The organism is Mycolicibacterium sp. CBM1, assembly GCF_054073305.1.
On the sequence record NZ_JBSXPP010000007.1, the window covers coordinates 23,592 to 37,509 of the forward strand.

Annotated in this window: 13 protein-coding genes; all 13 read right to left on the reverse strand. The window is 66.1% G+C overall.

Features of this window, described 5'->3' with window-relative positions; translation table 11 throughout:
• Positions 1–28: 28 nt before the first annotated feature.
• Entirely contained in the window at positions 29–1,798 is a 1,770-nt protein-coding gene (lpqB, locus tag ACXDF8_RS11615) for an MtrAB system accessory lipoprotein LpqB (protein ID WP_457223411.1), read from the reverse strand.
• Positions 1,795–3,468: an MtrAB system histidine kinase MtrB gene (gene mtrB / locus ACXDF8_RS11620; protein ID WP_457223412.1), complete on the reverse strand. Its 1,674-nt coding sequence runs from the start codon at positions 3,466–3,468 to the stop codon at positions 1,795–1,797. The genes lpqB and mtrB overlap by 4 nt, the downstream gene beginning before the upstream one ends.
• Positions 3,465–4,151 carry a two-component system response regulator MtrA gene (gene mtrA, locus ACXDF8_RS11625; RefSeq protein WP_071947075.1) on the reverse strand — a complete coding sequence of 229 codons (687 nt, stop codon included), beginning with the start codon at positions 4,149–4,151 and terminating at the stop codon, positions 3,465–3,467. The genes mtrB and mtrA overlap by 4 nt, the downstream gene beginning before the upstream one ends.
• Positions 4,152–4,212: 61 nt before the next feature.
• On the reverse strand, positions 4,213–4,842 hold the full coding sequence (locus tag ACXDF8_RS11630; protein ID WP_457223413.1) for a dTMP kinase: 630 nt from the start codon (positions 4,840–4,842) through the stop codon (positions 4,213–4,215).
• A 17-nt stretch (positions 4,843–4,859) separates the two neighbouring features.
• Positions 4,860–6,116 carry a lipase family protein gene (locus ACXDF8_RS11635; protein WP_457223414.1) on the reverse strand — a complete coding sequence of 419 codons (1,257 nt, stop codon included), beginning with the start codon at positions 6,114–6,116 and terminating at the stop codon, positions 4,860–4,862.
• A gap of 106 nt (positions 6,117–6,222) precedes the next feature.
• Positions 6,223–7,683, reverse strand: a complete 1,461-nt coding sequence (ahcY, locus tag ACXDF8_RS11640; RefSeq protein WP_457223415.1) for an adenosylhomocysteinase — start codon at positions 7,681–7,683, stop codon at positions 6,223–6,225.
• 110 nt (positions 7,684–7,793) lie between these two features.
• On the reverse strand, positions 7,794–8,438 hold the full coding sequence (gene alkX / locus ACXDF8_RS11645; protein ID WP_457223416.1) for a TetR family transcriptional regulator AlkX: 645 nt from the start codon (positions 8,436–8,438) through the stop codon (positions 7,794–7,796).
• A complete protein-coding gene (locus ACXDF8_RS11650) occupies positions 8,435–8,623 on the reverse strand; it encodes a rubredoxin (protein WP_457223417.1) in 189 nt (62 codons plus the stop codon). The genes alkX and ACXDF8_RS11650 overlap by 4 nt, the downstream gene beginning before the upstream one ends.
• Positions 8,620–8,793, reverse strand: a complete 174-nt coding sequence (locus ACXDF8_RS11655) for a rubredoxin (RefSeq protein WP_457223418.1) — start codon at positions 8,791–8,793, stop codon at positions 8,620–8,622. The genes ACXDF8_RS11650 and ACXDF8_RS11655 overlap by 4 nt, the downstream gene beginning before the upstream one ends.
• Positions 8,790–9,950, reverse strand: a complete 1,161-nt coding sequence (locus ACXDF8_RS11660) for an alkane 1-monooxygenase (RefSeq protein ID WP_457223598.1) — start codon at positions 9,948–9,950, stop codon at positions 8,790–8,792. The genes ACXDF8_RS11655 and ACXDF8_RS11660 overlap by 4 nt, the downstream gene beginning before the upstream one ends.
• 184 nt (positions 9,951–10,134) lie before the next feature.
• The gene (locus ACXDF8_RS11665) at positions 10,135–11,619 is read right to left on the reverse strand and encodes an amino acid permease (protein ID WP_457223599.1); all 1,485 of its coding nucleotides are present in this window, start codon (positions 11,617–11,619) and stop codon (positions 10,135–10,137) included.
• Between the two features lie 121 nt (positions 11,620–11,740).
• Positions 11,741–12,661 (reverse strand): cation diffusion facilitator family transporter, encoded by a 921-nt coding sequence (locus ACXDF8_RS11670; RefSeq protein ID WP_457223419.1) that lies wholly within the window; start codon positions 12,659–12,661, stop codon positions 11,741–11,743.
• A gap of 24 nt (positions 12,662–12,685) precedes the next feature.
• On the reverse strand, positions 12,686–13,912 hold the full coding sequence (gene manA / locus ACXDF8_RS11675) for a mannose-6-phosphate isomerase, class I (RefSeq protein WP_457223420.1): 1,227 nt from the start codon (positions 13,910–13,912) through the stop codon (positions 12,686–12,688).
• Positions 13,913–13,918: the final 6 nt, after the last annotated feature.

Genomic DNA, 13,918 nt, shown 5'->3' on the forward strand with positions numbered 1-13,918 from the left:
AACGGCGCCGATCTCCGGCTACTTCGTCTCAGCCTGGAAGCACCGGCACCGTGCCGGGCACCATGAAAGGCCTTACCTCCGACCAGGACTGGCCGTTCTCAGCGCTGGTCCCGGACAGCTGCAGCACCCCGCGCGCATCGGCGATGTACACCGCTGCGGGGTTGGCCGCGACGGCGGTGACCGGCATCGCGACGTTGCCGCCCGGCCCGTCGGAGTTCACCCCGTCGAGATTGACGTAGGACACCGGATGATCCCGGTCGGTCCGCGTCACGACGATGTCGTCGCCGGTGCGCCAGGACAGCGACACCACCGACGAACCCAGGCCGAAACCGAGCCGGCGCGGATATGTCAGCGCGAATTCGCCGACGGGCGTCTGCTCGACACCAGCGAGAATCACCTGTCCGTTGATCACCATCACCGCGCGAGTCCCGTCCCGCGAAAGCTGCAGTTCGGTTATGGCGCCGGGGAATTGGGATGTCACCGCCGCGGCGTCCACCGGGATGCGGGCGGCCTGCCCGGATGCGGCCTCCTGGATCACCCGCACGATGCTGTTACCGTCGGCCACCACCCACACCGCGTCGTCCAGCGCCCACGACGGCCGGGTCAACGAGCGCGCCTCGGTGGCCTGCGCCGCCGCTCCCCCACTCGGTCCGATCCACAACGACGACGCCATGTCCGGGGCGCCGGGGCGCGCGACGATCACCGAGGCGATGGTCTGGCCGGTCCGCGACAGCGCGGCGGCGACCTGACCGGGCATTTGGCCGAAGGAGCCGGGCACCGGAGTGGCGCGCTGACCATCCAGGGACACCATCGCGCCGCCGATCAACGCGTGCACACCAGCCGATGCTCCGTCGACCGCACCCGGATCGGTGGCGGCCACGTCGGTGGTGTTCCACCCGTCGGCGAAGCGGTCATCCAGCGCTGTGCCGTCGGCGTCGATCACATACGGGCCCTTGATGTCAGCACGGGCCAGTGTCCAGATGATCTGTGCGGCAAGCAATTGCCGACTGTGCGGGTCGGTGGTGGTCAAGTTCTCCAGTTCGATGCGGGCACCGCCGTAACCGCGGCCGATGCCGGTCTTGCCGCCATCGGCGCGGGTCACCGGCCCGACCAGCTTCAGCGGCGTCCCCATCAGGTTGCGCACCGTCCGCGCCATCTCCGGTCGCGGACCGCCGATCAGCTTGGTGATCAATTCCGTGGCGAGCTGATCGGCATCCGACACCGCGACATAGCGCGGATCCGGGACGACCGTCTTGCCGGTCGGGTCGACGAAGTAGAGCGTGTTGCGCTTATACGTGGCTTGGAACTGCTGCCAGTCCAGAAAAACTCCGTTGGGCAGCTTGTTGATCCGCCAGCCGTCGGGCGTCTGGACCAGCTCGATCGCACCCGGGTCGGGCAGCTGCCCCCCGGCTGTCTCGAACACCCCGATATCGGAGAGAGAACCGAGCATGTCGGCCTTCATGGTCACCGATACCCGCTCCGGCGTTCGAGTTTCGACGAATACCACCTTGTCGATCAGCAGCGCGCTGCCCTGGTCGTCCCACGCATTGGACGCCGACTCGGTGAGGAACTGTCGAGCGGCCAGATGCCGGTTGGCCGGATCGGCGGTGGCCTTGAGGAATTCGCGCAGCAACTGGTCGGGATCCATGCCGGGCGTCGGCTTCGGCAGGGTCTTCGGCTGGGGCCGCTCGACGGTGCCGATTGCTTGCGGCGCCGACGTATTGGGCACCCCGGCGCATGCACCTGTCGACATCGCGACCAGCCCGGCGATCAGCAGGGCCAGCAACCGGCGTGTCACACGCTCTCCCCCGCCGGCTGTCGAGGCCGTATCGGGCGTTGGTCGGCTCGGATGTCGTTGCGTTCTCCTGCGACCGGTTTCAGCGGCAGCGGGCTGGTGGTGACCTTGTGTCCACGCACCAGGGGCAACGTCAGCCGGAAACAGGCGCCCTTGCCGGGTTCGCCCCATGCTTCCAGGCGGCCTTGGTGCAGCCTGGCGTCCTCGATGCTGATCGCCAGCCCCAGCCCGGTCCCGCCGGAGCGGCGCACACGCGACGGGTCCGAGCGCCAAAACCGGCTGAACACCAGCTTCTCCTCACCAGGGCGCAGCCCTACGCCGTAGTCCCGGACAGTCACGGCGACGGTGTCTTCGTCGGCGGCCATTCGGATGCGCACCGGTTTGTGTTCGGCATGGTCGATCGCGTTGGCGATGAGGTTGCGCAGGATCCGCTCGACGCGGCGCGCATCGACCTCGGCGATCACCGCGTTGTCGGGCATATTCACCAGCAACTCGATGCCCGCCTCGTCGGCCAGGTGTCCGACGTTGCCCAGCGCGCTGTTGACCGTGGAACGCAGATCGACTGCCTCGACCGACAGTTCGGCGACACCGGCGTCGTGGCGGGAGATCTCCAGAAGGTCGTTGAGCAGCGTCTCGAAGCGGTCCAGCTCGTTGACCATAAGCTCGGTCGATCGGCGCAGCGCCGGGTCGAGTTCCTCGCTGTGGTCGTGGATCAGGTCGGCAGCCATCCGCACCGTGGTCAGCGGGGTGCGCAACTCATGGCTGACGTCGGAGGTGAAGCGGCGCTGCAGATTACCGAACTCCTCGAGTTGGGTGATCTGCCGCTGCAGGCTCTCGGCCATGTCATTGAACGACACCGCCAGCCGCGCCATGTCGTCCTCGCCACGAACCGGCATCCGCTCGGACAGATGGCCTTCGGCGAACCGTTCAGCGATCCGCGACGCCGATCGCACCGGCAGCACCACCTGGCGCGACACCAGCAGCGCGATCCCGGCCAGCAGGACCAGCAGCACCAGTCCACCGGTCACCATGGTCCCGCGGACCAGGCTGATGGTGCTTTCCTCGCTGTTCAGCGGAAATACCAGGTACACCTCGAGATTGGGCACCTGCGAAGGCACCGGTGTACCGATCAGCAGCGCCGGACCGGAGAAGGCGTCGGTGTGCACCGTCGAATACTGGTAGCTGACCTGGCCGGCCTTGACGAATTCGCGCAGCGATTTGGGGATCTGCTCATCCGGGCCGGCGGCGGTGGCTGCGCGCGGCCCGTCCCCCGGGACCATCAGCACGGCATCGAAGGTGCCCGCCAGCGCGGCGCCGGACGACTGACCGGTCTTGGAGATCAGCGTGTTGCGCGCCAGCTGCAGGCTGCTGTCCAGCGAGCGAGCCTCTTCACCGCTGACGATGCCGCTGACTGTGTTGCGGGCCCGGTCGAGCTCTTCGGTGGCCGCGTGAACCTTGACGTCGAGCACCCGGTTGGTGATCTGGCTGGTCAGCACGAAGCCGAGCACCAGGATGACCGCGGCCGACAAGCCTAGGGTCAGCACGACGACCCGCAACTGCAGCGAGCGCCGCCAGATCAGCGCCATCGCTCGACTCAGCGCACTGGTGCCCCGCACCAGGGGCCCCGACCGCCCCCAAGGGCCGCGGATGCGCCGCCTCGAGCTGAAGATCACGGGGGTCCGGCCTTGTATCCCACTCCTCGAACGGTCAGCACCACTTGCGGGTTCTCCGGATCCTTCTCAACCTTCGCCCGCAGCCGCTGGACATGCACGTTCACCAAACGAGTGTCTGCGGGATGGCGATATCCCCAGACCTGTTCGAGCAGCACATCTCGAGTAAACACCTGGCGCGGTTTGCGTGCCAGCGCCACCAACAGGTCGAACTCAAGCGGCGTCAGCGAAATCTGCTCACCTTCGCGAGTGACCTTGTGCGCGGGCACGTCGATGTCGATATCGGCGATCGACAGCATCTCGGCGGGTTCGTCCTCATTGCGGCGCAACCGAGCCCTGACCCGAGCCACCAGCTCCTTGGGCTTGAACGGCTTCATGACGTAGTCGTCGGCACCGGACTCTAGGCCCAGCACCACGTCGACGGTGTCCGTCTTGGCCGTCAACATCACGATCGGCACGCCGGAATCCGCCCGCAGCACCCGGCACACATCGATACCGTTCATGCCGGGCAACATCAGGTCCAGCAACACCAGATCCGGGCGCAGCTCACGCACGGCGGTCAGCGCCTGCGAGCCGTCGCCGATGACCGCGGTGTCGAAACCCTCGCCACGCAGCACGATGGTGAGCATCTCGGCCAGCGATGGGTCGTCGTCGACTACGAGAATCCTTTGCCTCATGGTGTCCATGGTGTCACCGAATCGCGACAAACCCCGTCTACCACACGGGCGAGTTGCGACATTTCGGCTGCTAGGGCACCAGCGTCCGGGCCAGCTGGGCCGGATCGACGTCCGGAGCGACGATCGACCACGGGCCACCCCAGTCCGCCGCCCCCAGCTCGGCATACACCGCGCCCGTTCGCCGCTGCAGCCCGTCGTCGCGCTCGTAGACGTCGCGGGCCCGGTCCGCGTCCTGCTCGGCGCGCTGTTTGGCCCGCTGCGCGGCCAACTCGACCGAGGCGTCGAGCAGGATCTGCCGGTCGGGCCGCGGCAGCCCGAACCGGCCGTACTCCAGTTCACCCACCCAGGCCACCACCTCGCCGGCGGCGTCCTGGTGCAGCCGCGCCGCGCTGTAGGCCGCGTTGGACGCGACGTAGCGGTCCAGGATGACGACGTCGTACTCGCCGGACAGGGCTGCCAGCCGCTCCTTGGCCCCGGCCCTGTCCAGCGCGAACAACGTCGCCATCGCATACACCGACGACGCCAGATCGCCGTGCCGGCCGTGCAGGGCCTCGCTGGCCAGGTCGGCATGCACGGACTCGCCGTAACGCGGGAAGGCCAGCGTCGTCACCGAACGGCCGCTCTCCTCGAAGGCTCGCTGCAATCCCTGAGTCAGGGTGCGCTTGCCCGCACCGTCGAGTCCCTCGATGACGATGAGCACGCGGGCAGCCTAACTTCTCAGAACTGCCCGCAGTTCGGTGTGGTCGGCAGGCCGTTGAACCGGTCGGCGATCCACTGCATCGCCGACTCGCCGTCCACCAACATCGGCAGCGCGTGGTTGACCACGGCCTTGTTCAGAAACGGCGGCTCCTCGTTGGTGCGGAACTCGACGTCGGCGCCCTGCGCACACCAGTCCCGGCCGAGCTGATTGGCCGCGGTCCACGGCACCAGAGGGTCGTAGCGGTTGCTGTTGATCAGCACCGGCGCGTTCGGCTTCAACCGCCCGATCCGCTGCTCGTCGAACAGGCTGGAGAACGGCTCGGAGTTGACCAACTCATTGATGTCGCGGTTGAAGTAAGGCTGCAGGTGCCGGAACATGAACTTCGTCGCGGTCTCGGTCACGCACTGGTCTTTGACCTTGTCCAGGAGGTCCTCGCCGCGTGGGGTCAGCGCCGCGCGGATCTCGTCGGCGTGCTCGGGGTAGGCGGCGATCAGCGAGTTCAGCGCATAACCGACCACCCCGACCAGCGCACTGCCGTCGGCATAGGGCAACAATTCCTTCAAGTCGGCCGGCGGCGCGCCGGCGTACGTGCCAACCACATGCACGTCGGGCGCGTATGTCGCGGTGAGTTCGGCGGCCGAGGCGGCGGCTCCGCCGCCCTGGGAATAACCCCAGAATGACACTGGCCCAGCGGGATTCAGCGAGGTGCCGGGAAGTCGCATCGCCGCCCGCGCGCCGTCGAGCATGGCGTGGCCCTCCGAGAGCCGGTTGACATAGGTGTGGGTGACGCCGATCGTCCCGAGGCCCTCGTAATCGGTCATGAAGATTGCGAAGCCGCGCGCCACCAAGGTGGAGACGAACATCTCCTCGTAGTTGAACGCGAGGTCCAGATATGGCGCCCAGTGGATGCCCTGGTTGAACTGCCGTGACGGCGCGCATTGGTCGCCCTGACCCTGGGTGCCGGGTCCGTAGACGATCAGCGGTCGAGGGCCCGCCCCTGGCCAGTCGTTGTACGGCTCGAAGTACGTCCCGGTGACCACATCCGGGTTTCCCCGCCCGTCGCTGCTGCGGTACATCACCCGCGTGCCCGTAGCCATGATGGCACCGAGTTGCCCGGAGGGTTCCAGCACCAATCGCGACGGCTCGGTGCGGATCAGGTCGCCGGGCTGTGCGGGCGGAAGTGGATTCGGCGGGGTGTAGAACTCGGTGTACTCGTCTTCGTTGTAGTACGGGTCCCAGCCGCGATCGGCATGTGCCAGCGGTGGGAATGCCATTGCGACAACGAGAATCGTGGCGGTTGCGACTCGCCGAGATCGACGCCAGCGCACGGAAGTGTGAGTGGGATGCACGCTGGCGTCGATTTCGATTCGGTGACCGGGTCTAGTAGCGGTAGTGCTCCGGCTTGTACGGACCTTCGACGTCGACGCCGATGTACTCGGCCTGGTCCTTGGTGAGCTTGGTCAGCGTGCCACCGAGCGCCTCGACGTGGATGCGGGCCACCTTCTCGTCCAGGTGCTTGGCCAGCCGGTAGACCTCGTTGTCGTACTCGTCGTTCTTGGTCCACAGCTCGATCTGCGCGATGACCTGGTTGGAGAAGCTGTTGCTCATCACGAACGACGGATGGCCCGTCGCGTTGCCCAGGTTGAGCAGCCGGCCCTCGGACAGCACGATGATCGACTTGCCGTCCTCACCGAAGATCCACTCGTCGACCTGCGGCTTGATGTTGATCCGCGTGGCACCCGAGCGCTCCAGGGCGGCCATGTCGATCTCGTTGTCGAAGTGGCCGATGTTGCCCAGGATGGCCTTGTCCTTCATCGCCTTCATGTGGTCGAGGGTGATGATGTCCTTGTTGCCGGTCGAGGTGACGACGATGTCGGCGTCACCGATGGCCTGCTCGACGGTGACGACGTCGAACCCGTCCATCAGCGCCTGCAGGGCGTTGATCGGGTCGATCTCGGTGACCTGGACGCGGGCGCCCTGGCCGGCCAGCGATTCCGCACAGCCCTTGCCGACGTCGCCGTAGCCGCAGATCAGCACCTTCTTGCCGCCGATAAGCACGTCGGTGCCGCGGTTGATGCCGTCGATCAGCGAATGCCGGGTGCCGTATTTGTTGTCGAACTTGCTCTTGGTGACCGAGTCGTTGACGTTGATCGCCGGGAACGCGAGCTCACCGGCCGCGGCGAACTGGTACAGGCGCAGCACGCCGGTCGTGGTCTCCTCGGTGACACCCTTGACCGATTCGGCGATGGTGGTCCACTTGGTGTTGTCCTTCTCGAAGCTCTTGCGGACCAGCTCCAGGAAGACCTTCCACTCAGCGGAGTCGCCGTCCTCGGCCGGCGGGACCACGCCGGCCTTCTCCCACTGGGCGCCGCGCAGTACCAGCATCGTGGCGTCGCCGCCGTCATCGAGGATCATGTTGGCCGGTTCGCCGGGCCACGTCAGCATCTGCTCGGCGGCCCACCAGTACTCCTCCAGGGTCTCGCCCTTCCAGGCGAACACCGGGGTGCCCTTGGGCTCCTCGGGGGTGCCGTGCGGTCCGACGACGACGGCCGCGGCGGCGTGGTCCTGGGTGGAGAAGATGTTGCAGCTCGCCCATCGAACTTCGGCGCCGAGGGCGACCAGCGTCTCGATGAGCACCGCGGTCTGCACCGTCATGTGCAGCGAGCCGGAGACCCGCGCGCCCTTGAGCGGCAGCACGTCGGCGTACTCGCGACGCAGCGACATCAGCCCGGGCATCTCGTGCTCGGCCAGCCGAATCTCCTTGCGGCCGAACTCGGCCAGACTCAGATCGGCGACCTTGAAGTCGATTCCGTTGCGGGTGTCGACGGTCAGTTCAGACATGTTTTAGAGCCCCTATTCGTTCGTTCATTGCCGGTAGGCGCACAAAGATGCGCGCTGGCGACACCCCCAGCCTGCGGGCTCGCGGGACAGGCGCTCAGGCGCTCTGACAGCTAGGGAATATCCATAACACCGTAGCGCTCGGCGAACGGCGTCATCAATCGGGCCAGGTCTTGGGCCACATCGTGGTCAGCTTCCGGCGGCATCGAGATATAGCTCATCGCCAGCCGCACGATGGCCCGTGCCATGACGCCGGCATCCTCCACGCTGGGTTTTACCCAGCTGTTGATGAACGCCTCAGTCAGCCGCCCGGAGGCGCGGGTGATGATCGGCGCGCTGTCGGTGGTGATCATCTGCAGCAGGTCGGGTTTGGCCACCCCGGTCAGCAGCGAGATGACCAGCGGATCGGCCGCGGACTCGGTGAAGAACAGCCGGAAGCCTTGCGAGAACGCAGCGAAGACGTCGCCGACGTTGGAGGTGATGGCGTCTCCGATGGCGTCCACCAGGCGGTCGGCCAACCGCAGCGCATACCCCTGGGCCAGGCCCTGCCGGTTGCCGAATTCGTTGTAGATCGTCTGGCGGCTGATCCCGGCGGTGCGCGCGACGTCGGAGAGCGTGATCGCCGACCAATCCTTGGTGAGCAGTTCCTCGCGCATCGCGTCGAGCACCGAATCCCGCAACAACGCGCGAGAGGCCTCGGGATAGGGAACCCGAGGCCTCTTCACATGCGCGACTGTAGTCGACTCGACGGTGGTCACCCCCGAGCGACTTCCACCATCTCGAAGTCCGACTTGGCCGCACCGCAATCGGGACAGCTCCAGTCCTCGGGGATGTCGTCCCACCGGGTGCCCGGGGCGATGCCGTCCTCCGGCCAGCCCTTGGCCTCGTCGTACTCGAAACCGCATTGGACACAGACGAACAGCTTGTAGTCCTCACCCGTCATTGCTTAACCTCCATCGCTTCAAAGTCGAGCTTTTCGCGCACCCCGCAGTCGGGGCAACACCAGTCGTCGGGAATGTCGGACCAGACGGTCCCGGCCGGGAAGCCTTCGCGGGCAGCCCCTTTGGCCTCGTCGTAGACATAGTCACACACCGGACACTGGTAGGCGCTCATGCGGTGGCTCCGTAACGGGCCAGGATCTTCTCCCGGCGGCGCGGGTCGATGTTGACTCGTGAGATGTCGCCGTCGTAGTGCTCGATCACGCGGTGGTCCATCATCTTGCGCCACAGCGGCGGGAAGTAGGTGACGCCGATCAGCGTCGCGTAGCCGCTGGGCAATTCGGGCGCTTCGGACATGCTGCGTAGCGTCTGGTAGCGACGTGTCGGGTTGGCGTGGTGGTCGCTGTGCCGCTGCAGGTGGTACAGGAACAGGTTGGTCACCAGGTGATCGGAGTTCCAGCTGTGTTGCGGTGAGCAACGTTCGTAGCGGCCGTTGTCGTTCTTCTGCCGCAGCAGCCCGTAGTGCTCGAGGTAATTCACCGACTCCAGCATCGAGAACCCGAACACTGCCTGGATCACCAGGAATGGGATCAACGCCGGGCCGAACACCGCGATCAGCGCGCCGAACAGGACCACCGACATCAGCCACGCGTTGAGCACGTCGTTGCCCAACCAGGTCCGCGGATCCCACGGACTCTTGCCGAGCCGGCGGATTCGGGCTGCCTCCAGCTTCACTGCGGAACGGGCGCTGCCGAACACGCTGCGCGGCAGGAACTCCCAGAAGGTCTCCCCGAAGCGTGCCGAAGCGGGATCTTCGGGAGTCGCCACGCGGACATGGTGGCCACGGTTGTGCTCGATGTAGAAGTGGCCGTAGCACGTCTGGGCCAGAGTGATCTTGGACAGCCAGCGCTCCAGCGAGTCCTTCTTGTGCCCCAGCTCGTGTGCGGTGTTGATGCCGGTACCGCCGAGCACGCCGACGGACAGCGCCAGGCCGATCTTGGCCACCCAGCTCAACCCGCCGTCATAGCCCAGCCAGCTCAGGTTCGACGCGGTGAACACGTAAGCGCCGAAGATCAGGCTGGCGAACTGGAACGGGATGAACAAATAGGTGCAGTACCGGTAGTACTTGTCGTTCTCCAGGTACTCCATCAGCTCATCGGGCGGGTTCTGGCCGTCGCGGCCGAACTTCAGATCCAGACCCGGCAGCAGCACGTAGATCAGGAACGGCCCGACCCAGAAGAGCGCCTGCGAGGCCGTGGTCCAGCCGAGCTGGTTGAGCCCCCAGACAATCGGTAGCACCACAAACAGTGCGGTCGGCGCGATGAGCCCCATCAGCCACAGGTAGCGCTTCTTGTCACGCCATTGGGTCGACGGTGCCGCAACGGCGCCGGTGTCCAGCTGAGATGTCACGACTTATACCTCCATGTGAGTGCCATCACCAACGATGACTTGACTATAGAGGCAAATTTGTCGGGTGTCTAGACAAATCAAAGGTGTTTGTAAAACGTCCAGGGGCTCAGCCGAGTCGTTCCGCAGCCTGCCGCTGGCCGACAAGGGAATGCCGCCGGCTGTAGGCCAGGTAGACGACGATCCCGATCGCCATCCAGAGGAAGAACCGGATCCAGGTCAGGACGCTGAGGTTGAGCATCAGCCAGCCGCAGGCGGCGATCGACACGACCGGCAACGCCGGAACGAGTGGCGCACGGAACCCTCGCTGCAGGTCCGGCCGGGTACGCCGCAGCACGATGACACCGGCCGAGACCAGGATGAACGCGAACAGCGTCCCGACGTTGACCATCTCCTCGAGCTTGTTGATCGGGAAGAGAGTGGCCGCCACGGCGATCAGCACCGCGACCAGCGTGGTGATGCGCACCGGGGTTCCGCGCTCGCCGGTCTTGGCCAGCCCTCGCGGCAACAGACCGTCGCGCGCCATAGCGAACAGCACCCTGGACAAGCCCAGCACCAGCACCATCACCACGGTGGTCAGGCCCGCCAACGCGCCGATCGAGATGATCTTGGCCGCCCAGTTCACCCCGTTCAGCGAGAAGGCGGTAGCCAGGTTGGCGTGACCGCCGGGGGCCTTGTCGCGCAGTTCGGAGTAGCTGACCATGCCGGCCAACACGACCGACACCGAGACGTAGAGCACGGTGACGATGGCCAGCGACCCCAGAATGCCGCGGGCCACGTCGCGCTGCGGGTTCTTGGTCTCCTCCGCGGTGGTGGCGACCACGTCGAAACCGATGAACGCGAAGAATACGATCGAAGCGCCGGCCAGCACCCCGTACCAGCCGTAGTGGCTGCTGTCCGCCCCGGTCAGCAGCGAGAACACCGACTGGTCGACCTCGGAGCCCGCGCCGGCCTTGGCGGATTCCAACGGCGGGACGAACGGCGAGTAGTTGGCAGCCTTGATGTAGAAGACCCCGACGACGACGACGAGGCCCACCACCGCCACCTTGATCACCGTGATCACCGCGGAGAAGTTCGACGACAGCTTGGTACCCCTGGCCAGCAGAGTGGCCACGACGGTGACGATCAACAATGCGCCCCAGTCGAAGTCGAGCGGACCGACGGAGACGACGCCGCCGGCGAAGCCGAACACCGTACCCAGGTAACTCGACCAGCCCTTGGCCACCACGGCGGCACCGACGGCGAACTCCAGGATCAGATCCCAGCCGATGATCCATGCGGTGAATTCACCGAACGTGGCGTAGGAGAACGTGTAGGCGCTGCCGGCCACCGGCAGTGTCGAGGCGAACTCGGCATAGCACAGCGCGGCCAGCCCGCAAGTGAGGGCGGCGATCACGAATGACACCGAGATCGCCGGGCCGGTGATGTTGGCGAACGTCGACGCCGTGACGGTGAAGATACCCGCGCCCACGACTACGGAGACGCCGAAGACCGTCAGATCCCACCACGTCAGGTCCTTGCGCAGTCGGGTTCCTGGCTCGTCGGTATCGAGGATGGATTGCTCCACCGACTTGGTCCGCCAGTTTCGCGTCATCGGCATGCCCTTTCTCCCCGCCCCGGTTGGCTGGTGTTGGAGCAGGGTACGTGGGACGGCAAGGGCGGGGCCAGACAAACGGCGACATGCGGTCTCATCGTGGCGCCAATGAGTTCGAGATCTACCGCGTCAGAGCGCGATCCAGATCCGGTTCCAGATAGATGACCTGGGCGGCGGGCACCGCTGCCCGCACCGCCGCTTCGGCACTGTCGATGGTGGCCGCGACGGTCGCCAGGTCGGTCTCGGCTGCCAGTGCGATCTTGGCGCCGACGAGCATCTCCTCGGGCCCCAGATACTGGGTCCGCAGATGGATGACTCGGTCGACGTGCGAGGTGCCCTCCAGCGCTGACTGAATAGCCCGGCACTCCTCGGCGGTGGCACCCTCGCCGATCAGCAGGCTGTGCATCTCGACCATCAGGATCACCGCGATGACGCCGAGCAGAACTCCGATCAGCAGCGTGCCGACGCCATCCCACACCGGATCACCGGTCAGGATCGAAAGGCCGACACCGAAGAGCGCGAAGAGCAGACCGATCAAGGCGCCGGTGTCCTCGAGCAACACCACCGGCAGTTCGGGGTTGCGGGAGCGACGGATGAACTGCCACCAGCTGCTGTTGCCTTTCAACGGTCGTGACTCGACCATCGCGGTGCGAAAGCTGTAGCCCTCCAAGCAGACTGCCACGCCGAGTATCGCCACGGCGATCAGCGGCGAGGTCAGCTCCTCGGGGTGGCCGATCTTGTGGTAGCCCTCGTACAGAGCGAAGATCGAGCCCAACGAGAACAGCACCAGCGCGACGACGAACGAATAGAAGTACCGGCTGCGCCCGTAGCCGAACGGGTGCAGGCTGTCGGCCTGCTTGCGCGCCTGGCGCTGACCGAACAGCAACAGGCCCTGGTTGGAGGTATCCGCCACCGAGTGCACCGACTCGGCCAGCATCGAGGAACTCCCGGTGATCAGGAACCCGACGAACTTCGCGACCGCGATACCGGCGTTGGCCGCCAACGCAGCCAGGATCGCCTTGGTGCTGCCCTCGGTCGACATGATCCTCCTGTTGCTGCGGGGCCGTCAGAGGCCAACGGTAGCCCGGAACAACCGCGCGGGCGCAGCCGCCTCAAGCCGGATGGGACGGTCGTCGGCCGCCACCCACGCCGACTGTCCCCGGTCCAATGTGACCACGTCAGATTTGGCCCGCACCACCAGGGAACCTTGCGTGCACACCAGGATCTGCGGGCCGTCGTGACGCGACGGCGCGTCGATCTCGTGGCCGAGGTTGTCGCCGTCCAGCATCAGCACACAGGCGGCAAACTCCAGCGCGGGTGTGTCGTAGACCAACTCGATGCCGTCGCGGTGGGTGGGTGTGCTCAACACCGCCTCGTCAGCGGGAGCGAAGTCGAGCACCCGCAGCAGCTCCGGCACATCGACGTGCTTGGGGGTCAGGCCACCGCGAAGTACGTTGTCGGAGTTGGCCATCACCTCCATTCCCATGCCGTGGATATAGCTGTGCAGATTGCCCGCCGGCAGATAGATCGCCTCGCCCGGGACCAGGCTGATCCGGTTGAGCAACAGGGCGGCCAGCACCCCGGCATCGCCCGGGTAGCGCTCCCCAAGCTCCAGAACGGTCTTGGCTTCGGGCGCGAATTCGGTTGCCCCGGAACGGATATAGGCGACCGCCCCGTCGAGCACGGCCCGAATTAGCGCATCGAGGTCGGGTTGCGGCGCTGTGATCCAGGTGGTGAACAGCGCGCGAAGGCAGTCAGCATCGGACTGACCGTTGAGCAGCGCGATGAACGGATCCAACTCCGGCACGGCCAACGCCTGCATCAACTCGACCGAGCGGGCCGCCGGCCGGAAGCCGGCCAATGCCTCGAAATCGCTGAGGGCGACCAGCAACTCGGGCTTGTGGTTGCGATCTCGATAGTTTCGGATCGGCGAATTCAGCGGCACCCCGAGGCGGTCCTCACGCACATAGCCCTCGACGGCTTGTTCGGCACTGGGATGGGCCTGCAACGACAGCGGTTCGTCGGCCGCGAGGACCTTCACCAGAAACGGCAGCACGTCGCCGAACCGCGCCCGGACCGCAGGACCGAGTTGCCCCTCTGGATCCGAACGCACCGCCTCGAGCAAGGAGGTCTCGGCGTCGTCGCCTTCTAGAAACGCCGGGTCTGCGGGGTGGGCTCCCAGCCACAGCTCGGCCTCGGGATGGGTGGTCGGCGAGGGCCGTCCGGTGAACTCCGCTATCGCCGTTCGAGATCCCCACGCGTAGGTGCGTATTGCCCCTCGTAACAGTTCCACTACGAA